Below are 22,093 nucleotides of genomic sequence, written 5' to 3'. Positions count from 1 at the left end.
CACTCAGGCGGCCGCCGGCCGCCGGGCCAGGGCCCGGGCGAAACACAGGCCCAGCAGGGGCAGGCCCAGCGCCGCCGAGGCGAACAGGGCCTGCGCCCCCACCGCGTCGACCATGACGCCAGCCAGCGCCACGCCGGCCGCCTGCCCCATGAAGAGGCAGGACGCGAACCAGGCCACCGCCGTGCCGCGCGCATCGGGCACCATCTGGGTGGCATTGGTCTGCAAGGTGGCGTGCAGCAGGTAGTAGCCGAAGCCGGCCAGCGCGCTGGCCAGGACGGCCCAGCCCCAGGCCGGGCCCAGCAGGTAGACCAGGAAAGCCAGGCACAGCACCAGGCCGCCGGCCAAGGCCAGGCCGCGCTCGCCCAGGCGGCGCAGCACGGCGCCGGCCACGAAGGTGTACATCATCCCGCCGACCGCATAGAGCGCCACCAGGGCGCCGGCCATCGTCAGCGAAACATCGAAGCGGGCATGCAGATAGGCCGGCGCGAACGCCAGCGTGCCGAAGACCAGCAGGCCCTCGATGAACACCGTCGCCAGGACCACGCGCGCCCAGCGCACGCCCCAGACGCGCCGCGCCTGCGCCAGGAAACCCTGCCCGCCCGCGCGTCCCTGTCCGGCCAGGCCCAGCGCCTGCTGCCGCCGCAGCTCGGCCCACAGCAAGAGGCCGACCACGAGATAGCCGCCCACCAGCACCAGGAAGGCCGAACGCCAGCCTATGGTGTCGGCGAACAGGCCGCCGGCCAGGCTGCCGGCCGCCATGCCCAGGATGGTGCCGGTCAGGAAACGCGCCAGCGTGGCCTGGCGGCGCTCATACGGCACGTTGTCGCCGATCCAGGCCATGGACAAGGGCACGATGCCCGCCCCCGCCGCGCCGGAGAGCATGCGGCAGATGACCAGCATGTCCAGGCTGTCGGCCATGGCCGCGCCGGCGCTGCCGATGGCGCAGGCAAAGGTCGCCAGGCAGATCACCCGGTACTTGCCGTAGCGGTCGCCCACCGGGCCGAAGAACATCTGCAACAGGCCATAGGCCACGGCAAAGGCGGTGACCGCGTGGCCGGCCTGCCCGGTGGTGGTGGAAAACTCCTGCGCCAACTGGGGCAGCATGGGATCGCAAATGCGAAAGGCGCTGGCGCTGGCAAAAGCGGCCAGCGCCAGCAGGGCGATGGCTCGACCCTCGGAATAGGCGGTGGTCATGGCGGCGAGACTGGGAGAAAGTCCGCAACCTTACTCCAAGCGCCGGCCCCTGGCGACCCCGCGCCCGCGGCCCTGGCAGGCCTTAGTTGGGCATGCGGTAACCCGGCTGCATGCGGCGCGCGGTGAGCTGCTGGCCGTCGGGCTTCAGTTCGCGCAGCACCAGGCGCGAGCGGTCCACGCTTTGCACCTGGTAGCGCGTTTGATAGATGGGATCCTCGGCATCGACCGGTTCGCCATTGGATTTGGTGGTGCGCTGGGTGTAGACGCCATTGGCCACGTTCCAACAGCCGCTTTCGCGCAGCGCCGGGCGGATGCGCTTGCCGACCTTGAGCTGGGTTTCATACGTCATGCTGCCGTCGGCCGACAGCACGGTCAGCGTCTGGAGATCGCCGGCAAAGCCGCGCGGACGCGATACCGAATACCAGGTCCCCACCATGGGGCTGTCGGCCCCGGCCGGGGTGCACGCCACCGGCTTGGGCGCGGCGGATTGAGCCGGCGCCTCGGCGCCGGTGCCCTTCTTGGCGGCGCAACCAGCCAGCGCCGCCCCCACGATCAGGCCGCCGCAAACGGCGCGCGCGAACGACACATACGAATACATCATGACTTCCTCAGGAACTCCCCAGCAGGATCCGTCGCGCGCGCATTTCCATGCTCCGGCGGCGACTGCAGGCACTCTAAAGAGCGGCCGGGCACAATGCAATGCGCAGGCGCGGGCTAGTGCATTTGCGCAACACTCATGGTCGCAAAACAACGGCAAGCCGGGGCGTTACAGCTGTTTCTGAAAGCACCCTCTCTATATATAGAGGCCGGCCGGGCGCTAGAGCGGCAGCCGGACCTCGTGCTTGATCTCGCGCAGCGCCACGATGCTGCGCGTCTGGCGGATGCCGGGCAGGTTGAACAGAAAACGATGCAGAAAGCGGTCGTACTCCTCGGGGCTCTCGACCAGGATCTTGAGCAAGAAATCCGAATCACCCGTCACCGAATAGCACTCCAGAATCTCGGGCGCGTCGCGCACCGAGCGCTCGAAATTGGCCACGGTCTCGGCCGAATGCCGCTCCAGGCTGATCTGCGCGAACATGCAGCCGCCCAGCCCCACCTTGCTGCGATCGACCTGGGCGCTATAACCCTGGATCACGCCGGCCGACTCCAGCGCCTTGACCCGCCGCCACACCGGCGCGGGCGACAGCCCCACCTGTTCGGACAACTGTTGGGCCGAGGCGCGGCCGTCCTCCTGCAGCGCGCGCAGGATGGCGATATCGGTTTTATCCATCTTGTCTCTTCTCCTCTTCTCTAAACGAAATGTTTATTTCAAATTATAGGGAATTCACGATCCAATAACGCAATAAACCGGTATCGCCGCGCTTCTATCATGATCGAAATACAGGAGCGCTCATGGACGGCACCCCCGCGGTCGATCACCCCATCGACCTGGACTATCAACTCGGAGACAACCTCAGCCGCGGCCAGGGACGCATTTTCCTGACCGGCACCCAGGCCCTGGTGCGCATCATGCTCGCGCAGCGCCGGGCCGACCGCGAGCGGGGCCTCAATACCGCCGGCTTTGTCTCCGGCTATCGCGGCTCGCCCCTGGGCGGGGTGGACATGGCCATGTGGAAGGCGCAAAAGGCGCTGGACGCCCACCAGATCACCTTTCTGCCGGCGATCAACGAAGACCTGGCCGCCACCGCCGTCATGGGCACGCAACAGGTCGGCGCGCGCGCCGACCGCAAGGTCGATGGCGTCTACGCCATGTGGTACGGCAAGGGCCCGGGGCTGGATCGCGCCGGCGACGCCCTGCATCACGGCCACGCGGCCGGCGCGTCGCGCCACGGCGGCGTGCTGATGGTGGTGGGCGATGACCACACGGCCGTCTCCTCCTCCATTCCGCATGCCAGCGAAACCTCGCTCATCGGCTGGCATGTGCCCATCGTGCATCCGGCTTCCATCGACGAGTACGAGACCTTCGCGCTCTGGGGCTGGGCGCTGTCGCGCCACAGCGGCGCCTGGGTGGCGTTCAAGGTGACGTCCGAGTCGGTGGAGACCGGCCAGTCTTTCGAGGCCCGGCCCGCGGCGCGCTATGACATGCCCGAGGACGCGGACGCGGCCGGGCGCGAATACAACGCCAGCGACTTCCTGTCGCCCGCCATCGAGGCGCGCATGGCGCGCCGCCTGCGCGCCGTGGCCGCCTTTGCCGCGCGCCACAGCATAGACAAGCTGATTTCGCCCGCCCCCGGCGCGACCGTCGGCATCGTCACCGCGGGCAAGGCCCATCTGGACGCCATGGAAGCGCTGGCCCGCCTGGGCGTGGACACCGCCCAGGTCCGCATCTACAAACCCGGCCTGGTCTGGCCGCTGGAGCGCGAACGCCTGCTGGCCTTCGCGCGGGGCCTGCGCCATATCCTGGTCATCGAAGAAAAAGACGGCATCGTCGAGGCGCAGATCAAGGACCTGCTCTACAACCGCGACGAGCGTCCCTCGGTCTGCGGCAAACAGGGGTTCGACGGCGCCCCCCTCATCCCGGCCGCCGGACAGCTGCGGCCCTCCATCCTGGCCGCGCCGCTGGCCGATTGGCTGCGGCGCACCGCCGGCCTGGCCCTGGGCGCGGACACCGCCGCCTTCGCCTGTGCCCAGGCCTTGTCCAACGAGGCCGATGGCATGCGGCGGCGCCCGTATTTCTGCTCCGGCTGTCCGCACAACAGCTCGACCAAGGTGCCGGAAGGCAGCCAGGCGCGCTCGGGCGTGGGCTGCCATTACATGGCCGCCTGGATGGACCGCGAGACCGGCGGCCTGACCCAGATGGGCGGCGAAGGCGTGGACTGGATTGGCGTGGCGCCCTATATCGAATCGCCCCATGTGTTCCAGAACATGGGCGAAGGCACCTATTACCACTCCGGCTATCTGGCGATCCGCCAAGCCGTGGCCGCGCGCGCCAACATCACCTACAAAATCCTGTTCAACGATGCCGTGGCCATGACGGGCGGGCAGCCGGTGGACGGCCCCATCTCGGTGCCGCAGATCTGCCAGCAGCTGCGCGGCGAGCATGTCGCCCGCATCGTCGTCACCACCGACGAACCGGAAAAATACCGCGGCATCGACCTCGGCCCCGGCATCGCCGTGCATCATCGCCGCGAACTCGACGCCCTGCAGCGCGAATTGCGCGCCACCCCGGGCGTCACCGTCCTCATCCATGACCAGACCTGCGCGGCCGAAAAGCGCCGCCGCCGCAAGAAAAAGACCTTCCCCGACCCGGCGCGGCGCCTCTTCATCAATAGCGCGGTCTGCGAAGGCTGCGGCGACTGTGGCACGCAGTCCAACTGCCTGTCCATCGTGCCGCTGGAAACCCCTTATGGCCGCAAGCGCGCCGTGGACCAGTCCAGCTGCAACAAGGACTACGCCTGCGCCGAAGGCTTCTGTCCCAGCTTTGTGTCGGTCGAAGGCGGCCAGCCGCGCAAGCGCCGCGCGGCCGGCCAGGCCGATTGGCAGGCCAGGCTGGGCGAATTGCCCCTGCCGGCCATCGCCCCGCTGCATGCGCCCTACCGCCTGCTGGTCGCCGGCATGGGCGGCACGGGCGTCATCACCATCGGCGCGCTGGTCTCCATGGCCGCGCATCTGCAGGGCCTGTCGGCCTCGGTGCTGGACCTGACCGGCCTGGCGCAGAAAGGCGGCACCGTCATCAGCCACATCCGACTCGCGCCGGCGGGCACGCCGGCCGGTCCGGCGCGGCTGGACTGGCAGCAGGCCGACGCCGCCATCCTCTGCGACCCGGTGGCCGCCGTCGCCCCCGAGGCGCTGGGCACGCTGCGCCGCGGCCATAGCCGCGTGACCGCCAATACCTATGTCGCGCCGGTGTCGGATTTCACGCGCCAGCCCGATGTCCCCCTGCGGGGCGAGGCGCTGCTGGAGAAAATCCGCCATGCGGCCGGCGCCGGCCAGACCGCCGCGCTGGACGCGCACGGCGCCGCGCTGACGCTGTTCGGCGACAGCATCCTGTCCAATATCTTCCTGCTGGGCTATGCCTGGCAGCGGGGCGACGTGCCGCTGACGCTGGATGCCCTCACGCGGGCCATCGAGCTCAACGGCGTGGCCGTGGCCAGCAATCGGGCGGCCTTCGACGCCGGCCGCCTGGCCGCCCATGCGCCCCAGGCGCTGGACTTCGCGCTGCGGCCGCCCGCCCAGGTCATCGCGCTGCATCGGCCCGAACGCCTGGAAGACGCCGTGGCGCGGCGCGTGGCCGACCTGACGGCCTATCAGGACGCCGCTTATGCGGCGCGCTACCGCCAGCTGGTCGAAGCCGTGGCCGCGCGCGAGCGCGCCCTGGACGCCGGTTCATCCCGGCTGGCGCTGGCGGTGGCGCGCGGCCTGTTCAAGCTCATGGCCTACAAGGACGAATACGAAGTCGCCCGCCTCTACACCGACGGCGGCTTCGCCGCGCAGCTGGCCGAACAGTTCGAAGGCGGCTATCGGCTGCGCTTCCATATGGCGCCGCCGCTGCTGGCCCGCAAGGACCCGCGCACCGGCGTGCCGCGCAAGATGGCCCTGGGCCCGCGCACCCTCGCGGCGCTGCGTTGGCTGGCCCGCGGCAAGCGCCTGCGCGGCACTTGGGCCGATCCTTTCGGCTATACGGCCGAGCGCCGCATGGAGCGCGCCCTCGTCGGCGAATATGAGGCGCTGGTCCGACGCCTGCTGGCCGGCCTGTCGGTGGACAAGATCGGCGCTGCGGCTACAATCGCTGCCCTTGCCGAAACCGTGCGCGGTTATGGCCATATCAAGGCCGCCGCGGCGGCGCGCTTCCGGCAGGAGCGCGACCGCCTGCTGGAAAGCTATGAGCAGCCTGATTTTGCGCCGACCGAGGTCCGGAGAAGCGCATAAAACCTGGCGCTGAGCAAGCACTTCGGCGGGCGCGCCTTGATCGGCGCGCCCCTCGCATTTTGTAACAACTAAATTTGAACTTCGCGTCAGGCCAGTCTTGTTCACCGTACGGACCCTCACTAGAATTAGTGCCATGCGAGGGGGTGGTACACTATATCTTGTGGTCGATTTCATCAGCTGTTGACCCGCTGACCACGGTCTCAGGACGGCACGTCCTGGTTTTTTGCCCCCCTCACACCGAATTCTTTTTGTTCCGACATGGCTCGGCCATGTCCCGTTTCCGCTATTCGCACAGGAGCTTCCATGCAGACTACGATCGCCTCTGTGACTCGGCCCACGGCCGTGCCGCCCGAATCCAACGAAAACCCCGCCAATACCGGCCCGGCCGGCCAATGGGCCAGTTACAACCTGATCCGCCGCAATGGCTCGGTGGTGGGCTTTGAGCCGGGCAAGATCGCCATCGCCATGACCAAGGCCTTCCTGGCGGTCAATGGCGGCCAGGGCGCCGCCTCGGCGCGCGTGCGCGAACTCGTCGAGCAATTGACGGCCCAGGTGGTCAACGCCCTGGTGCGCAACCGCCCCAGCGGCGGCACCTTCCATATTGAAGACGTGCAGGACCAGGTCGAGCTGTCGCTGATGCGCTCGGGCCAGCATGACGTCGCCCGCTCCTACGTGCTGTACCGCGAACGCCGCGCCCAAGAGCGCGCCGCCGCCGCCGAGGTGCTGGACAAGGCCGCCCCCGCCGTCCAGGAAGTCTCGCTCAACGTCACCGACAACGGCGCGCGCCGCCCGCTGGACATGGCGCAGCTGCGCGCCACCATCGAGGCCGCCGGCGTGGGCCTGACCGAGTTCATCGACACCGAAGCCATCCTGAAGGAAACGGTCAAAAATCTGTACGACGGCGTGCCGGTCGACGAGGTCTTCAAGTCCGCCATCCTGGCCGCCCGCGCCCTGGTCGAGAAGGACCCGGCCTACAGCCAGGTCACCGCCCGCCTGCTGCTGCACACGATCCGCAAGGAAGTGCTGGGCGAGGAAGTCTCGCAAGCCGACATGGCCCAGCGCTATGCCGAGTATTTCCCGGCCTTCATCCAGCGCGGCATCGAGGCCGGCCTGCTGGACGCCAAGCTGGCCGAGTTCGACCTGCCGCGCGTGGCCCGCGCCCTGGACGCCAACCGCGATCTGCAGTTCGGCTACCTCGGCCTGCAAACGCTGTACGACCGCTACTTCCTGCACGTGCGCGGCACGCGCATCGAACTGCCGCAAGTCTTCTTCATGCGCGTGGCCATGGGCCTGGCGCTGCGTGAAACCGACCGCGAAGCGCGCGCCATCGAGTTCTACGAGATCCTGTCCTCGTTCGACTTCATGAGCTCGACGCCGACGCTGTTCAACTCCGGCACGCTGCACTCGCAGCTGTCGTCGTGCTACCTGACCACGGTCTCCGACGACCTGGAAGGCATCTACGACGCCATCAAGGAAAACGCGCTGCTGGCCAAGTACGCCGGCGGCCTGGGCAATGACTGGACCCCGGTGCGCGCGCTGCGCAGCCACATCAAGGGCACCAATGGCGAAAGCCAGGGCGTCGTGCCCTTCCTGAAGGTGGTCAACGACACCGCCGTGGCGGTCAACCAGGGCGGCAAGCGCAAGGGCGCGGTCTGCACCTATCTCGAAACCTGGCACCTGGACATCGAAGAGTTCCTGGAGCTGCGCAAGAACACCGGCGACGAGCGCCGCCGCACCCACGACATGAACACGGCGAACTGGATTCCCGACCTGTTCATGAAGCGCGTGATGGAAAACGGCGAATGGACGCTGTTCTCGCCCTCCGACTGCCCGGACCTGCACGACAAGTACGGCCGCGAGTTCGAGCGCGCCTACCTGGGCTACGAGGCCAAGGTCGCCAGCGGCGAACTGAAGCTGTTCAAGAAAATGCCGGCCATCTCGCTGTGGCGCAAGATGCTGTCCATGCTGTTCGAGACCGGCCACCCCTGGATCACGTTCAAGGATCCCTGCAACATCCGCTCGCCGCAGCAGCACGTCGGCGTGGTGCACAGCTCCAATCTCTGCACCGAGATCACGCTGAACACCAATGAGTCCGAAATTGCCGTCTGCAACCTCGGCTCGGTGAACCTGGTCGCGCACATGAAGCCCACCGCCAACGGCGGCTTCGAGCTCGACCACGACAAGATCAAGCGCACCGTCGGCATCGCCATGCGCATGCTCGACAACGTGATCGACATCAACTATTACGCCGTGGAGAAGGCGCGCAATTCCAATATGCGCCATCGCCCCGTCGGCATGGGCATCATGGGCTTCCAGGACTGCCTGCACATGATGCGCGTGCCCTACGCTTCGCAAGCGGCCATCGAATTCGCCGACCGCTCGATGGAAGCCGTGTGCTATCAGGCCTATTGGGCCTCCAGCGAACTCGCCCAGGAACGCGGCCGCTATCAATCGTATGAAGGTTCGCTGTGGTCGCGCGGCATCCTGCCGCAAGACTCCATCGCGATGCTGCGCGATGAGCGCGGCGGCAATGTCGACGTCGATGAATCGAGCTCGCTCGATTGGAATACGTTGCGCGCGCGCATCAAAGAGCATGGCATGCGCAACTCGAACTGCATTGCTATTGCCCCAACCGCGACGATTTCCAATATCATTGGCGTATCTGCGTGCATCGAACCCACTTTCCAGAACTTGTACGTTAAATCGAATCTCTCCGGCGAGTTCACGGTCGTAAACGATTATCTCGTTCGTGATCTGAAGAAACTCGGTCTGTGGGACGAAGTCATGGTCGCTGACCTCAAGTACTTCGATGGCAGTCTGTCCCGCATCGATCGTGTTCCGACCGAACTGCGCGAACTCTACGCCACCGCGTTCGAAGTCGAACCGAGCTGGCTGGTCGAGTGCGCCGCGCGCCGCCAGAAGTGGATCGATCAGGCCCAGTCGCTGAACATCTATATGGCCGGCGCATCGGGCAAGAAGTTGGACGACACTTACAAGCTCGCATGGCAGCGTGGCCTGAAGACCACCTACTACCTGCGCACCATGGGCGCCACCAGCGCCGAGAAATCCACGGGCCGCGGCGGCGAACTGAACGCCGTCAGCGCTGGCAACCACAACGCCACGGCCCCCGTAGCCGCAGCACCTGTTTTGCCCGAACCCGAGATCGTCGGGGCGGTTTGCACGATGCGGCCGGGAGACCCCGGCTTCGAAGAGTGCGAAGCTTGCCAGTAACGATTTTCGGAGAATTCGATCATGCTTAATTGGGAAGACGACAACCTCGCCACGCAAGCCCCCAAGACGCCCGCCCCCGCGGCGGGCGCGGGCGGCGTCGCGCCCGAACCGGTGCGCGCCGCCACGGGCGTGTTTGGCGACTCGGCCTTGCCCACCCCGGCCGCGCCGCAATCCGCGGCCGACCTGGGCAGCAATACCGCTCGCCGCGTGAAGGTCGCCGACAAGCGCATCATCAACGGCGAAACCGACGTCAACCAGCTGGTGCCGTTCAAGTACAAGTGGGCCTGGGAAAAATACCTGGCCACTTGCGCCAACCACTGGATGCCGCAAGAAATCAACATGTCGCGCGACATCGCCCTCTGGAAAAACCCCAACGGGTTGACCGAGGACGAGCGCCGCATCGTCAAGCGCAACCTGGGCTTCTTCGTGACGGCCGATTCGCTGGCCGCCAACAACATCGTGCTGGGCACCTATCGCCACATCACGGCCCCCGAATGCCGCCAGTTCCTGCTGCGCCAGGCCTTCGAAGAAGCCATCCACACCCACGCCTATCAGTACATCGTCGAAAGCCTGGATCTGGACGAATCGGAAATCTTCAACGCCTATAACGAGGTTCCCTCGATACGCGACAAGGATGAGTTCCTGATCCCCTTCATCGAAGCCATCGCCGATCCGAATTTCAAGACGGGCACCCCGGAAGCCGACCAGACGCTTCTGAAGTCCCTGATCGTATTCGCCTGCCTGATGGAAGGGCTGTTCTTCTATGTCGGCTTCACCCAGATCCTGGCGCTGGGCCGGCAGAACAAGATGACCGGCGCGGCCGAGCAGTACATGTACATCCTGCGCGATGAATCCATGCACTGCAATTTCGGCATCGACCTGATCAACACCATCAAGCTCGAAAATCCGCATCTGTGGACGCCGGAGTTCCGCGAAGAAATCCGCGAACTCTTCCGCAAAGCGGTGGAACTCGAATACGCTTACGCCGAAGACACCATGCCGCGCGGCGTGCTGGGCCTGAATGCGCCGATGTTCAAGTCGTATCTGCGCTTCATCGCCAACCGCCGTTGCCAGCAGATCGGCATCGAGCCGCTCTATCCGCAAGAGGAAAACCCCTTCCCGTGGATGGCGGAAATGATCGACCTGAAAAAGGAACGCAACTTTTTTGAAACTCGCGTGATCGAATACCAGACCGGCGGCACGCTGAGCTGGGAGTAGTCGGCAGGGCCCCGGCGGCCCGCCAAGGTTGTGCTCCCGGTTGGTGTATTCGGACACGTAGGACGTAGCGGTAGGCTGCCGGTTCGCCGGCGCCTACCGGCGCCATTTGAAATGGCTCGCGCCCATGCGGGGGCCATATCAAATGGCTGTGCTGAATTCATTAGCGCAAGCCGTAAAAAAACTGCCGCCCGCAAGGGGCAGTGGCATGCGCCGATGAATAGCCCGGGTGCGGTTCGCCGTTGGCGCTCCGTGACACGGGTTTAAGTTCTGGGACCCCTGAACCTAAGGAGCATGACCATGGCAACTGCCAAGAAAGCCGCCAAGAAGGCGGTGAAGAAACCCGCCGCCAAGAAGGCTGCGGCCAAGAAGGCCCCCGCCAAGAAGGCTGCGGTCAAGAAGGTCGCTGTGAAGAAGGTCGCCGCCAAGAAACCGGCGGTCAAGAAAGTCGCCGCCAAGAAGCCGGCGGCCAAGAAAGTAGCCGCCAAGAAGGCCGTCAAGAAGGCCGTCGCCAAGAAAGCCGTCAAGAAGGCCGTAGCCAAGAAGGCCGTCAAGAAGGCTGTCGTCAAGAAGGCGGTCAAGAAGGCTGTCGTCAAGAAGGCCGTCAAGAAGGCTGTCGCCAAGAAGGCCGTCAAAAAGGCCGTAGCCAAGAAGGCCGTCGCCAAGAAGGCGGTCAAGAAGGCTGCTGCCAAGAAGGCCGTCAAGAAGGCTGCCGCCAAGAAGCCGGCGGCCAAAAAGCCTGCCGCCAAGAAGCCTGCCGCTAAGAAGGCTGCCCCCAAGAAGCCCGCCACGCCGCCTTCCACGGCAGCTGCCCCGGGCGCCAAGACCGCGCTGAATCCGGCCGCGTCGTGGCCCTTCCCCACGGGTGGCCGTCCCTAAGGGACGCGCCAGCCTGAGGTAGGCATCAAGCCGCCTGGCGCAAGCCGGGCGGCTTTTTCATTGCCATGCCCTGCGGGCATCTTGCCGGCAACAGCACGAAACCCGCGGCGTTTCCGCTTCATCATGCGACAATAGAAGGCGTTACTTCCGGTAGATAGTCCATGATCGGCGATATCCTGCGTTTCCTTATCGACATCCTGTTCACGCTGTTCGGCGCGGCCCTGCTGCTGCGCGCCTGGATGCACGCGGTGCGCCTGCATCCCTTCAACCCGCTGGCCCGCGCCATCTACCAGGCCACCAACTGGCTGATCCTGCCCTTGCGGCGGATCATTCCGGCCACCGGCAGCGTCGATTGGACCAGCCTGTTCGCCGCCTGGCTGGCCGCCCTGGTGTTCTTTCTGCTGGTCATCCTGGTCAGCGTGGGCATGCTGCCCCCGGCCGGCGCCCTGCCCCGCATCCTGCTGACCGCGCTGTTCACCGAAATGCGCTGGGCCCTGAACCTCATTGTCTGGCTGACCCTGATCCAGGCGGTGCTGTCCTGGGTCAATCCCATGTCGCCCCTGATGGCGCTCCTGCAGACCCTGACCGCGCCGCTGCTGGACCCGATCCGGCGCATCCTGCCGCGCACCGCCATCGACTTCTCGCCCCTGGTGCTGCTCATCCTGGCGCAGATCGCGGCCATGATGCTCACCCGGCTGTCCTACGGCGGCATCTGAACGCCGGATAGCGAAAGGGCGCCGCGAGGCGCCCTTTTCACATCAGAGACCCGCGTAGATCTCCAGCAGTTTCTTGCGGTCCGTCTTGTGGTTGTTGGACACCGGCAAGGACGGGCAAAGCACCAGCTCGGCGGGCACCATATAGGGCGGCAGGCGCTCGGCCAGGAGACGCTTCCATTCGGCCTGGGCCGCCTCGCCGGCAAAACCCGGCGCCGGCACATCCGCATCCAGGAAACCGATCAGCCGCACGGCGGTGCCGTCCGGGCGGCGCAGCACGGCGCAGGCGCCCGCGCGCACGCCGGCCAGGCCGTGCAAGGCCGCGTCGATCTCGGACAGCTCAATGCGATAGCCGTTGAGCTTGATCTGGTCGTCCATGCGCCCGCGGCAAAATAGCAGGCCGTCCTCGCCCTGCTCGCCCAGGTCGCCCGTGCGAAAGCCCCGCCGGCCATCGGCGGCACGGAAACACTTGCTCGCGTTCAGGTCGGGACGGTTCAGGTAGCCGCGCATGACATGGTCGCCCACGATGCACAGTTCTCCGTCCTCGACATAGACGCGCGCCTCGGGCTTGGCGTAGCCGATGGGCAAGGGATCGTGGGCGGCGATCACCGCATCGTCGATGACCATGGCCGTCGTGGCCACCGTGGCCTCGGTCGGCCCATAGGTATTGAGGATGCGCGCCTGCGGAAAACGCTGGCGCAGCTTGCGCGCCAGCGCCACGGTCAGCGGCTCGCCGCAGAACAGAAAGCTGTCGAGCGCGGGCAGCACCGACGGCGCGAAGTCGCGGTTGACCAGCTGCTGGTGGGCAAACGACGGCGTCGACACCCAGCAGCTGATGCCATGGGCCGCCAGCCGCGCATACCACTCGGCGGGCGCGGCGATCTGCTCGCGGGCGTTCAGCACGCAAGTGCCGCCCAGGGCCAGCGTGCCGAAGACCTCGTACATGGAGAGGTCGAAGCTGAAGGGCGCCTGGTTCATGAAGACCGGCGCCTCGCCCAGCCCGAAACCGCTCATCCACGCACCCAGCAGGGCCACGCTTTCGCGGCCGATCTGCACGCCCTTGGGGTCGCCCGTGCTGCCGGAGGTGAAGATCACGTAGGCCAGGCCTTTTTCGTCCAGCGCGCGCGGCTGCGGCGCGCCGGCCTCGAAGCGATCGGCCTGGGCATCGTAGACGGCGCCGGCGCGCACGATCTCGACGATGCGGCGCAGCCGCTCGGCCGGATAAATGGTGTCCACCGGCACGAAGGGCGCGCCCAGCATCAGCGCGCCGACCATGGCCACGAAGAATGCGGTCTGCTTGTGGCCGTAGATGACCACCGGCACGTCGGCCGTGATGCCCTGCTCGCGGGCGCGCGCGGCCCAGGCCGCGGCGGCCTCGGCCAGCGCCTGCCAGCTCAGCGCGCCATCGGCGCCCGCCACGGCCAGCGCCTGCGGCGCGCGCGCCGACGGGACGAACTCGAAAGTATTCAGATCAAAACGCATGACTGGGGGGATCAGATCGGACTGCGGCCGCTAAACACATAGAGCGCCAGCGCGGCCAGGATGAGCGTGAGCACGCGGCCGGCGAACTTCACCCAAGCGCGCGCCAGCCAGGCAGCCAGCGCGGGCCGCGTGCGCGCCGCGTTGATCAGCAGGTTATGGCCCACGGAATAGCAGCCGAACATGATGCCGCTGACCACGTAGTGCCAGGACAGGCCGTTCCAGATGCCCATGGCCAGCAGCGTGGCGAAGATGCCGATATTCTGCGCGGCCAGGCGGTGGCGGCCGAAGAACGCCGTCTTGGACAAGGCCTTGTAGATGGGCATGAAGATCACGTCGCGCAGCCACTCCGACAGGCTGATATGCCAGCGCCGCCAGAAGTCCTGCGGATTGACCGTGGCCAGCGGATTGCGGAAATTGACCGGCAGCACGAAGCCGAAGAACATGCCTATGCCCACCGCCATGCTGCTATAGCCGGCGAAATCAAAGAACAGGTAAAAGCTATAGAGGGTCGCATTGGCCGCCACGCCGGTAAACGAATAGTCGTGCGCGTCCAGCGTGGACAGGCCATAGCGCCAGATGGCTTCGGCCAGGCCGAACTTCTGGATGATGCCCAGCAGCGTCAGCTCCAGGCCGGTCAGCCAGGTATCGAGCGTCACGCCATCGTAGCCGCGCTTCAGATCGGCCTGGAAATTGCGCCAGCGGTACATGGGACCGGCCAGCAGCGTGAGCGGGAAAAAGAGATAGATGAAATAGTCCAGCGGCGAGACGCGCTCATTGCGTTGCGCGAACAGCAGCACATCGATGGCGCGGAAGGTCGCGAACGACAGGCCCAGCATGGCGGGCAGATGGGTGACGCCGGTCTTGACCAGCAACAGCGGCGCCATGGTGACGATGACCGACAGCCAGGTCGGCGCCCAACCCCGCCGGTTGGCCCACAAGGCCGCGCCCGAGACGGCGAACAAACCCAGGGGCTGCCAGGGCCGCACGCCAAAGACCGCCAGCCAGATGAGCACCGACAGCGCGGCGATCACATGGCGGTAGCCCAGGCGCCACGGCATGGCCAGCGAGCGATAGAGCAACAGGCCCAGGCCGCCGGCAATGGCGCCGCCAAAGAAATTCAGGCTACCGAACAGTTCCATGGCCGCCTCAGAACTGCTGATACTGGAATTCGACCTTGATCGGCCCGCCGCTGCCCGTGGGGGGCTGCGCTTGCAGGATGAAGACCAGGATCAGGCCGAGGTAGAGGCAGAGATGCCAGAAGAAACGTTTCATCGCGAGAAGAACTCCGCAATGCCCCTGTCGACCATGGCCCAGCCCACTTCGGCCAGATGCATGTCGTCGCGCACCATGCCGGGCTGGAAGGGGATGCTGTAGAGATCGAGGCAGCCCATGCCATAGCGCTCGCACATGCCCTGGATGGCCGTGACGACGGGATCGAAGCGCTCGACGTCCAGGATCAGCTTGGGATTGAAGGGCTGGATGACAAAATAGGCGCGCACCTTGCGCTGCTGCAGCAGCGCCATCACGCGCGCCAGGTCGCCCAGCTCGGGGCGGGTCATGGGCGGGACATCCGGAAACTCGCTGCGCGCCGGCGACGGCAGCATCGCCAGGTATTTCTCGTAGTAGTCGTCGCGCACATCGTAGGGATTCTTGCTGCCCAGCTGGCGCTCGACATCGACCGCCTGGTCGATCAGTTCGCTCCAGTGCTGGCCCGACAGGCGGGCCGAGGACGGCCAGGCCACGAATTTATGCGCCGGCACCGCCAGCGCGCTGCGCGGACGATCGGGCGCCGGCTGGCTGCGCGCATGCCACCATGCGGCGAGCTTGTCCTTGAACTCCGCGACCTGGCCGTTGGCCAGCAGCCACAGCAGCCCCCAGTTGGCATTGGCGCCGATCCAGGTCTGCATTTGCTCACGGGTCGCCTGCCGGTCCCAGAGGCGGTCCCAGACCGGACCGGTCACATGTTCGGCAAAGGCCGAGCGCGGCAGCTGGCCGCCGGAGGCGAACCAGGCCGGCGACACCATGACCACCAGGCGGGTGTTGGGCGTGAGCGAATCCGCCACCGATTCCAGCACACTGACGATGCCATAGGACTGGAACATGGCGTGGCCATAGGCCAGCGTCGGGACTTTCAGCTCGCGCGGGAAGAAATGATAGGGAACGAAACGCAGATCGTGGCTGGAGAGCTCGGAGGAGCCCAGCACCACCAGCGTGCCATCGCTCAGGGCCCGCGACAGGCGGTTCAGGTTGACATGCTGCGTGCCCCAATCCGGCCCTAGATTGGGCAGATAGTTGTCCTTGATGGCGGGCGCGCTGGAGATGGGCTGGACGTTGCGGTCCAAGAAGCGATCCGCCGCCCAATAGGACATCACAGCCAGCAGACAGGCCGTGATTGCCGCAGCGATATGCGACAACAGCCGGGAATTATGTATGGGCAGCGACATAGCCGGCGAGCGTGCGGACCGACTGCATGTGCTCGGCGATTTCCGGAGCGGGAATGCTGCAGCCGTACTCGGACTCGACAGCGAGAGTGATGTCCACCGCGGCCAGGGAATCGACCAGGCCGGAGGCAATCAAGGGGGTATCGGCGGTGACTTTCTTCAGGACGATCGACTCGACGATCTCGGCGATACGGGTATGGAGTTCTTGCTCAGTATGCATAGGTATAGGGTGCTGCGCCGCCTGACGGGGCTGATGACTCCCGCCTCCCCGGAGTTAGCAGCGCGACTATACCAACAGATACTGACGGTTTTCTGAAAGCTTGCGGAATTTTCCGTATCGCTTGGGCCGTTGTCGGAACGGCGCAACAGCGCCGGCGCGGCCCAAAAGCAAACACCCCCCGGGTGCCCGGAGGGTGTTCATCGCCTTGCCGCTGGCTGGCTTAGTAGGGAACCACGCGGGTCGGTCCGCTGCCGCTGATGACCTGGACACGCTGGCCCACGCTGACCGGCACGTCGGCTTCCTGGGCGACCACACGGGTTTCGCCATTATCCAGGCGCACCGTGATTTCGTAGCCCGAGGCCTTGCCGACCTGGTTTTCGACCGCATTGCCCGCCAGCGCGCCCAGGATGGCGCCGCCGACCGTGGCGATGGTGCGGCCCGTGCCGCCGCCGATGGCGTTGCCGGCCACGCCGCCCAGGGCACCGCCGGCCACCATGCCGACGCCGCTGGACTTGTCGTTCTGGATGGTGATCGGGCGCACGCCAGTCACCGTGCCCGTGCGAACGATCTGCTCGCGCTGGGCCTGGTCATAGCTGTAAACCCCGCTGGACGCGCTGGGATTGGCGCAACCGGCCAGCACCGCCATGCTGGCAGCCAGCGTGACCACGACGATTCCGCGGCCGATACGGCCAGCCGAAATGGACGGAGAAATTGTTGTGCTCATTGAGACTCCTCGATCGGGATGTACCGACACATTCGATAATACTCTGCCACGACACTTTTCGTTGCCCGGCTCGAAACAGGGTGCAACCAAAACAGGTGGCGCCGCGCCCCGGCCATGACAGATTAGAAGGATGCCGGGGCGGCTTGGTTCCGGATCCTTGCGTTTCTTGACGCTCAGGCCGGCAGCGACAGGCCATAGGCCTGCTGCAGGCGGCGGCCGATCTCGGCCCGGTCGGGCGCATGGTTCTGCGGACCGCGCGAGGCGATCTTGATGGCCCCCATCAGGTTGGCCAGGCGCGCGCTGTCGGCCCAGCTCCAGCCCGCGGTCAGGCCGTGGAGCAGGCCGGCGCGATGGGCATCGCCGCAACCGGTCGGGTCCACGACGGCCTCGGCCTGGACCGGTTCGATCCGGATCTCCTGGCCCTCGGTGTACAGCGTGGCGCCCTGCGCGCCGCGCGTGACGACCACGGCGCGCAGGCCGCGGGCAATTTCGGCCATGCCGCGGCCGGTGCGCTGCTCGACCACGCTGGCTTCGTAGTCGTTGACCGTCAGGGCCTGGCACAGCCCGAGCATGCGTTCCAGGTCCGCGCCATCGAACAGCGGCATGGCCTGGCCCAGGTCGAAGATAAAGGGGATGCGGCGCGCGGCCAGGGCCTGGGCGTGGGCGAACATGCCTTCCTTGGCGTCGGGCGCGACGATGGCCCAGGCGGCTTCGGCCTGGCTGAGGTCATTCTGGGCGGAGAAAGACATGGCGCCCGGGTGAAAGGCGGTGATCTGGTTGTCGTCCAGGTCGGTGGTGATGAAGCACTGCGCCGTGAACGTCCCCGGCACGACCTTGACGCGGCCGGTATCGATGCCCAGGCCGTTCAGGCGTTCGAGATAATCGCCGGAGTCCTCGCCCACCGTGGCCACCGGCACCGGCTGGCCGCCCAGCAGCTTGAGGTTGTAGGCGATGTTGCCCGCGCAGCCGCCATACTCCTTGCGCATGCCGGGCACCAGAAAGGACACGCTCAGCGATTGGATGCGGTCCGGCAGGATGTGATCCTTGAAGTGGCCTTCAAAGACAGCGATGGTGTCGAACGCCATCGAACCGCAAACCAGCACAGGAGAAACCATGGTTATCCTTCAGGGAAAGAATTTATCGAGTTGGTAGCCGTTGACATTGATGCCCTGGACCTCGATGGGCACCGCCAGGCTGACCTCGGCGCCCGCGCCAAACGGCCCCCCGGCCTGGGCGGGATCGAGATAATCCTGGGGCATGAGCACCTTGCGCGCCACCACGGTATCCGAAATATCGGTCAACTCCAGCACCAGGGCGGGCCAGGGCTGGGGTTTGTCGTAACGATTGCGCATGACCACGTTGAGCACCATGGGCGAGCGGCCCTCGGCGGCGCTGGCCGCCGCGCCTTGCGGCGTGCGCAGCGATGACGAGGTGATCGCGATGCGCTCCAGGCGCCGGACATAGCCCACGCTGCAATCCAGGGGTTTGCACGCCAGTTCGAGCACGGGCCGCAGCATGGGCGCATTGGTGGCGATGCTGCCGCGATAGACATAGACCAGCTGCAGGCCCAGGGCCAGCAGGGCCGACAGGCAGGCCAGCGCCCACAGCCGCCGGCCCAGGCCGCGCGAGCGCAGCCTGTCGTCATCGAGGAATTCGGGCGGCGTGCGGCCGCTGTCGGTCGCGCTGGAATAGCGCGTGCGCCGCTCGCCGGGAACGGCCAGGCCTTCGTCCGCCGCATCGGCCAGGCCGGGTTCATCGGGCGCATCGGCCACATCCGGGTCGGCGGCCAGGACGGGCTCGCGGGGGCCGCGGCGCCAGGGATCGGCGCCGAAGGTCTCGTCCCCGGCGGCTTCGCCGCGGCGGGCGTGGTCATCCCCGTCTTCGCGGGACGCCTCGTCGAGCGCGTCGTCTTCGTCCTGGTCCGTCTCCTCGGCCGGTTCGGCCTGGCGCATGGCGTCGCGTCCGCGCAGCACGGCCGGCGCCGGCACGGGCGCGGCGGCAGGCTCAGGGGCGGGGACGGCGGCGGTTTCGGGCGCGGACGGCACGACCTGCTCGACCACCGGCAGCGGCGCGCGCCCGGCGGGATCGGGCTCGTCCGGCGTGACCAGGCAGGCCCTGCCGTCGAAGACCGTATTGCAGACGCCGCAGCGCACCAGGCCATTGCGCACGCGCAGCTGATCGGCGACCACCTTGAAGGCGGTTGCGCAATGCGGGCAGCGGGTCACCAGCGACATGATCTTGCCCCGGCCCGAGACTCAGGCCTTGCGGCCGTGCAGACAGACCCAGCCGTCGCGGGCGCGCCACACCGACATGGCGATCCAGGGCGCATAGGCGGCGGCGACCTCTTCGGCCTGGCGCTCCAGCACCCCGGAGAGCACCAGATCGCCGCCCGGCGCCACGCGGCCGGCCAGCATGGGCGCCAGGACCTTCAGGGGGTTGGACAGGATATTGGCCACCACGACCCGGAACTGGCCATCGGCCAGGCCCTCGGGCAGCTCGGCCGCCAGGCTCACCTGGTTCACCTCGGCGTTGTCGCGCGTGGACTGCACGGCCTGCGGATCGATGTCCACCGCCGTGGTCGGGCCTGCGCCGAGCTTGCGCGCGGCGATGGCCAGGATGCCCGAGCCGCAGCCATAGTCCAGCACGTCGGCGCCGGCGGGCAGCTCGGCCTCCAGCCAGGCCAGGCAGAGATGGGTGGTGGGATGGCTGCCGGTGCCGAAAGCCAGGCCCGGGTCGAGTTCGATGCGGATGGCGCCCTCGGGCGTCTGCACGCTGTCGTCATCGCGATGCCAGCTCGGCACGATCCACAACTGGTCGGAGATGCGGATGGGACCGAACTGCGACTGCGTCAGGCGCACCCAGTCGGCATCGGGCACATCGCGCAAGGTCCAGCCGGCAAAGTCCGCCGCGTTCAGGTTGGCGGACTGGGCGGCCTCTTCGAGCAACTGCGCGGGATCCGCGCCATCGGGCAGGAGCGCGACCACGCGATTGCGGTCCCAGGCCTGCACCGAAGGCTCGGTGCCGGGCTCGCCAAACAGCGGCCGTTCATCCTCGGTGCCCAGGTCGGCATCCTCGACGGACACCGACAGCACGCCGGCCTCCAGCAGTGCATCGGACAGTGCCTCGGCCTGGGCCTCGCGGCAGTAAAGGACCAATTCACGCATGTGCTTCTTCCTTGCGGCAAGGCCCGCGCATCGCGGGCCCTGTCGCCATCAATACAAAAAGGGGCCGCGCGGGCCCCGGTCGCTGCTCAGGGACGCTGAGCCAGCTTGTGTTCCAGATAGTGGATGCTGGTGCCGCCTTCGATGAAGCGGGCATCCTGCAGCAACTCGCGATGCAGCGGGATGTTGGTCTGGATGCCTTCGACCACCATTTCGGACAGGGCGATGCGCATGCGGGCCAGGGCCTGTTCGCGCGTGTCGCCATAGGTGATGACCTTGGCGATCATCGAGTCGTAATTGGGCGGCACGAAATAGCCATTGTAGGCATGCGAATCGATGCGCACGCCCGGGCCGCCCGGCGTATGCCAGTTCGTGATCCGGCCGGGGCTGGGCACGAAGCGGAAGGGATCTTCGGCGTTGATGCGGCACTCGATGGCATGGCCCTTGAAGGCCACGTCGCGCTGGCGCAGCGCGAACTTCTCGCCCGCGGCGATCAGGATCTGCTGCTGGACCAGGTCCACGCCGGTGATCAATTCGGTCACCGGGTGCTCGACCTGGATGCGGGTGTTCATTTCGATGAAATAGAACTCGCCGTTTTCGAACAGGAATTCGAAGGTGCCGGCGCCGCGATAGCCCATCTTGCGGCAGGCGTCGGCGCAGCGGTCGCCGATGCGCTCGATCAGGCGGCGCGGAATGCCCGGCGCCGGCGCTTCCTCGATGACTTTCTGGTGGCGGCGCTGCATGGAGCAATCGCGCTCGCCCAGCCAGACGGCGTTGCGTCCGCCGTCGGCCAGCACCTGGATCTCCACGTGGCGCGGATTCTCCAGGAACTTCTCCATATAGACTTCGGGGTTATTGAAGGCCGCGCCCGCCTCGGAACGGGTCATGTTGACCGCGTTGAGCAGGGCCGCCTCGGTGTACACCACGCGCATGCCGCGCCCGCCGCCGCCGCCAGCGGCCTTGATGATGACCGGATAGCCCACTTCGCGGGCAACGCGCATGATCTCCTGGGGATCGTCGGGCAAGGCGCCCTCCGAACCAGGCACCACGGGCACGCCGGCCTCGATCATGGCGCGCTTGGCGCTGACCTTGTCGCCCATGAGGCGGATGGTTTCCGGGCGCGGTCCGATGAAGACGAAGCCGCTTTTCTCGACCCGCTCGGCGAAATCGGCATTCTCGGAGAGAAAGCCGTAGCCGGGGTGGATGGCTTCCGCATCGGTGACCTCGGCGGCCGAAATGATGGCCGGCATATTGAGGTAGCTTTCGCGGGACGGCGCCGGTCCGATGCACACGGACTCGTCGGCCAGGCGCACATACTTGGCCTCGCGGTCGGCTTCCGAGTGCACCACCACGGTCTTGATGCCCAGCTCGCGGCAGGCGCGCTGGATGCGCAGAGCAATCTCGCCGCGGTTGGCGATCAGGATTTTTTCAAACATTTTGCGCTATCAGCCAATGACAAACAGCGGTTGACCGTATTCGACCGGCTCGCCGTTCTCGACCAGGATTTCTTTGATCACGCCGGATTTGTCGGCTTCGATCTCGTTGAGCAGCTTCATGGCCTCGATGATGCACAGCGCATCGCCTTCCTTGACGCTCTGGCCGACGTCCACGAAGGGAGCGGCGCCCGGATTGGGCGAGCGGTAGAAGGTGCCGACCATGGGGGCCTTGACCACATGGCCCTGGATGACCGGCGCGGCGGGGGCGGCCGGCGCGGCGGCGGGCGCGGCGGCCACGACGGCGGGCGCGGCCTCGGGCGCGTGATAGGCGACAGGTTGCAGGGCCTGGGAGAACTTGACGATGCGAACCTTGCCCTCGCCTTCGGTGATTTCAAGTTCGGCAATGCCCGATTCAGCCACGAGGTCGATCAGGGTCTTGAGTTTTCGGAGGTCCATGGAAGCTGCTTCCCGATAATGTTGGCGGCGCCCGCGCACAGCGGGAGCTCGTGATGTTTTGCTAAGGAAAAA

The 22,093-nt window shown here is 66.6% G+C and carries 19 protein-coding genes; 5 read left to right on the top strand and 14 right to left on the bottom strand.

Annotated features, from left to right (window positions below):
- Positions 1–3: 3 nt before the first annotated feature.
- The 3 genes from L540_RS09820 to L540_RS09810 form a co-directional block, all read right to left on the bottom strand.
- Positions 4–1,194 (bottom strand): MFS transporter, encoded by a 1,191-nt coding sequence (locus tag L540_RS09820; protein WP_043209862.1) that lies wholly within the window; start codon positions 1,192–1,194, stop codon positions 4–6.
- Between the two features lie 82 nt (positions 1,195–1,276).
- Positions 1,277–1,792 carry an acetyl-CoA carboxylase biotin carboxyl carrier protein gene (locus tag L540_RS09815; RefSeq protein ID WP_043209864.1) on the bottom strand — a complete coding sequence of 172 codons (516 nt, stop codon included), beginning with the start codon at positions 1,790–1,792 and terminating at the stop codon, positions 1,277–1,279.
- 219 nt (positions 1,793–2,011) lie between these two features.
- Positions 2,012–2,464 carry an Lrp/AsnC family transcriptional regulator gene (locus L540_RS09810; protein WP_043209866.1) on the bottom strand — a complete coding sequence of 151 codons (453 nt, stop codon included), beginning with the start codon at positions 2,462–2,464 and terminating at the stop codon, positions 2,012–2,014.
- A gap of 122 nt (positions 2,465–2,586) precedes the next feature.
- On the opposite strand from L540_RS09810, the gene L540_RS09805 reads away from it, so the two are divergent.
- The 5 genes from L540_RS09805 to L540_RS09785 all read left to right on the top strand — a co-directional run bounded on the left by L540_RS09805 (position 2,587) and on the right by L540_RS09785 (position 12,104).
- Positions 2,587–6,063: an indolepyruvate ferredoxin oxidoreductase family protein gene (locus L540_RS09805; RefSeq protein ID WP_043209868.1), complete on the top strand. Its 3,477-nt coding sequence runs from the start codon at positions 2,587–2,589 to the stop codon at positions 6,061–6,063.
- 303 nt (positions 6,064–6,366) lie between these two features.
- The gene (locus tag L540_RS09800) at positions 6,367–9,294 is read left to right on the top strand and encodes a ribonucleoside-diphosphate reductase subunit alpha (protein WP_043209869.1); all 2,928 of its coding nucleotides are present in this window, start codon (positions 6,367–6,369) and stop codon (positions 9,292–9,294) included.
- Between the two features lie 21 nt (positions 9,295–9,315).
- Positions 9,316–10,512: a ribonucleotide-diphosphate reductase subunit beta gene (locus L540_RS09795; RefSeq protein ID WP_043209872.1), complete on the top strand. Its 1,197-nt coding sequence runs from the start codon at positions 9,316–9,318 to the stop codon at positions 10,510–10,512.
- Between the two features lie 297 nt (positions 10,513–10,809).
- Entirely contained in the window at positions 10,810–11,388 is a 579-nt protein-coding gene (locus L540_RS09790) for a histone H1-like DNA-binding protein (protein WP_043209874.1), read from the top strand.
- A 161-nt stretch (positions 11,389–11,549) separates the two neighbouring features.
- Positions 11,550–12,104, top strand: a complete 555-nt coding sequence (locus L540_RS09785; RefSeq protein WP_043209876.1) for a YggT family protein — start codon at positions 11,550–11,552, stop codon at positions 12,102–12,104.
- Positions 12,105–12,146: 42 nt separating this feature from the next.
- Here L540_RS09785 and L540_RS09780 read toward each other — a convergent pair whose 3' ends face one another.
- From L540_RS09780 to accB, 11 genes are all read right to left on the bottom strand, one after another.
- Positions 12,147–13,583 carry a D-alanine--poly(phosphoribitol) ligase gene (locus tag L540_RS09780; RefSeq protein ID WP_043209879.1) on the bottom strand — a complete coding sequence of 479 codons (1,437 nt, stop codon included), beginning with the start codon at positions 13,581–13,583 and terminating at the stop codon, positions 12,147–12,149.
- An 11-nt stretch (positions 13,584–13,594) separates the two neighbouring features.
- Entirely contained in the window at positions 13,595–14,722 is a 1,128-nt protein-coding gene (locus tag L540_RS09775; protein WP_043209881.1) for an MBOAT family O-acyltransferase, read from the bottom strand.
- Positions 14,723–14,729: 7 nt separating this feature from the next.
- Positions 14,730–14,855, bottom strand: a complete 126-nt coding sequence (locus L540_RS22070) for a hypothetical protein (RefSeq protein WP_095075167.1) — start codon at positions 14,853–14,855, stop codon at positions 14,730–14,732.
- A complete protein-coding gene (locus L540_RS09770) occupies positions 14,852–16,027 on the bottom strand; it encodes a D-alanyl-lipoteichoic acid biosynthesis protein DltD (protein ID WP_043209882.1) in 1,176 nt (391 codons plus the stop codon). Before L540_RS09770 ends, L540_RS22070 begins: the two co-directional genes overlap by 4 nt.
- Positions 16,008–16,244, bottom strand: coding sequence for an acyl carrier protein (locus L540_RS09765; protein ID WP_032963323.1), 237 nt, complete (start codon positions 16,242–16,244; stop codon positions 16,008–16,010). Before L540_RS09765 ends, L540_RS09770 begins: the two co-directional genes overlap by 20 nt.
- A 220-nt stretch (positions 16,245–16,464) precedes the next feature.
- Positions 16,465–16,968: an outer membrane lipoprotein gene (locus L540_RS09760; RefSeq protein WP_043209884.1), complete on the bottom strand. Its 504-nt coding sequence runs from the start codon at positions 16,966–16,968 to the stop codon at positions 16,465–16,467.
- 173 nt (positions 16,969–17,141) lie between these two features.
- Positions 17,142–18,083 (bottom strand): carbohydrate kinase family protein, encoded by a 942-nt coding sequence (locus tag L540_RS09755; protein WP_043209885.1) that lies wholly within the window; start codon positions 18,081–18,083, stop codon positions 17,142–17,144.
- A gap of 9 nt (positions 18,084–18,092) precedes the next feature.
- The gene (locus L540_RS09750) at positions 18,093–19,202 is read right to left on the bottom strand and encodes a DUF3426 domain-containing protein (protein WP_043209887.1); all 1,110 of its coding nucleotides are present in this window, start codon (positions 19,200–19,202) and stop codon (positions 18,093–18,095) included.
- 21 nt (positions 19,203–19,223) lie between these two features.
- Positions 19,224–20,132 carry a 50S ribosomal protein L11 methyltransferase gene (gene prmA, locus L540_RS09745; RefSeq protein WP_043209889.1) on the bottom strand — a complete coding sequence of 303 codons (909 nt, stop codon included), beginning with the start codon at positions 20,130–20,132 and terminating at the stop codon, positions 19,224–19,226.
- An 86-nt stretch (positions 20,133–20,218) separates the two neighbouring features.
- Complete coding sequence (gene accC / locus L540_RS09740; protein ID WP_043209892.1) at positions 20,219–21,565, bottom strand: acetyl-CoA carboxylase biotin carboxylase subunit; 1,347 nt, start codon at positions 21,563–21,565, stop codon at positions 20,219–20,221.
- Positions 21,566–21,574: 9 nt separating this feature from the next.
- Positions 21,575–22,021 (bottom strand): acetyl-CoA carboxylase biotin carboxyl carrier protein, encoded by a 447-nt coding sequence (accB, locus tag L540_RS09735; protein ID WP_043209894.1) that lies wholly within the window; start codon positions 22,019–22,021, stop codon positions 21,575–21,577.
- Positions 22,022–22,093 lie beyond the last annotated feature (72 nt).

The sequence above is a fragment of the Bordetella pseudohinzii genome (genome assembly GCF_000657795.2).
In the GTDB taxonomy this organism is placed as follows: domain Bacteria; phylum Pseudomonadota; class Gammaproteobacteria; order Burkholderiales; family Burkholderiaceae_B; genus Bordetella; species Bordetella pseudohinzii.
Note: the sequence above shows the minus strand (reverse complement) of the source record. Positions and strands in the feature narration are given on the sequence as shown.

What these genes read in the sequence shown, in the direction of transcription:
- L540_RS09805 (WP_043209868.1), top strand. Translation starts at nt 2,587, where the DNA reads ATGGACGGCACCCCCGCGGTCGATCACCCCATCGACCTGGACTATCAA.
- L540_RS09750 (WP_043209887.1), bottom strand. Translation starts at nt 19,202, where the DNA reads ATGTCGCTGGTGACCCGCTGCCCGCATTGCGCAACCGCCTTCAAGGTG.
- L540_RS09770 (WP_043209882.1), bottom strand. Translation starts at nt 16,027, where the DNA reads ATGTCGCTGCCCATACATAATTCCCGGCTGTTGTCGCATATCGCTGCG.
- L540_RS09755 (WP_043209885.1), bottom strand. Translation starts at nt 18,083, where the DNA reads ATGGTTTCTCCTGTGCTGGTTTGCGGTTCGATGGCGTTCGACACCATC.
- L540_RS09760 (WP_043209884.1), bottom strand. Translation starts at nt 16,968, where the DNA reads ATGAGCACAACAATTTCTCCGTCCATTTCGGCTGGCCGTATCGGCCGC.
- L540_RS22070 (WP_095075167.1), bottom strand. Translation starts at nt 14,855, where the DNA reads ATGAAACGTTTCTTCTGGCATCTCTGCCTCTACCTCGGCCTGATCCTG.
- L540_RS09815 (WP_043209864.1), bottom strand. Translation starts at nt 1,792, where the DNA reads ATGTATTCGTATGTGTCGTTCGCGCGCGCCGTTTGCGGCGGCCTGATC.
- L540_RS09765 (WP_032963323.1), bottom strand. Translation starts at nt 16,244, where the DNA reads ATGCATACTGAGCAAGAACTCCATACCCGTATCGCCGAGATCGTCGAG.
- accB (WP_043209894.1), bottom strand. Translation starts at nt 22,021, where the DNA reads ATGGACCTCCGAAAACTCAAGACCCTGATCGACCTCGTGGCTGAATCG.
- L540_RS09780 (WP_043209879.1), bottom strand. Translation starts at nt 13,583, where the DNA reads ATGCGTTTTGATCTGAATACTTTCGAGTTCGTCCCGTCGGCGCGCGCG.
- accC (WP_043209892.1), bottom strand. Translation starts at nt 21,565, where the DNA reads ATGTTTGAAAAAATCCTGATCGCCAACCGCGGCGAGATTGCTCTGCGC.
- L540_RS09800 (WP_043209869.1), top strand. Translation starts at nt 6,367, where the DNA reads ATGCAGACTACGATCGCCTCTGTGACTCGGCCCACGGCCGTGCCGCCC.
- L540_RS09795 (WP_043209872.1), top strand. Translation starts at nt 9,316, where the DNA reads ATGCTTAATTGGGAAGACGACAACCTCGCCACGCAAGCCCCCAAGACG.
- L540_RS09785 (WP_043209876.1), top strand. Translation starts at nt 11,550, where the DNA reads ATGATCGGCGATATCCTGCGTTTCCTTATCGACATCCTGTTCACGCTG.
- L540_RS09820 (WP_043209862.1), bottom strand. Translation starts at nt 1,194, where the DNA reads ATGACCACCGCCTATTCCGAGGGTCGAGCCATCGCCCTGCTGGCGCTG.
- L540_RS09790 (WP_043209874.1), top strand. Translation starts at nt 10,810, where the DNA reads ATGGCAACTGCCAAGAAAGCCGCCAAGAAGGCGGTGAAGAAACCCGCC.
- L540_RS09810 (WP_043209866.1), bottom strand. Translation starts at nt 2,464, where the DNA reads ATGGATAAAACCGATATCGCCATCCTGCGCGCGCTGCAGGAGGACGGC.
- L540_RS09775 (WP_043209881.1), bottom strand. Translation starts at nt 14,722, where the DNA reads ATGGAACTGTTCGGTAGCCTGAATTTCTTTGGCGGCGCCATTGCCGGC.
- prmA (WP_043209889.1), bottom strand. Translation starts at nt 20,132, where the DNA reads ATGCGTGAATTGGTCCTTTACTGCCGCGAGGCCCAGGCCGAGGCACTG.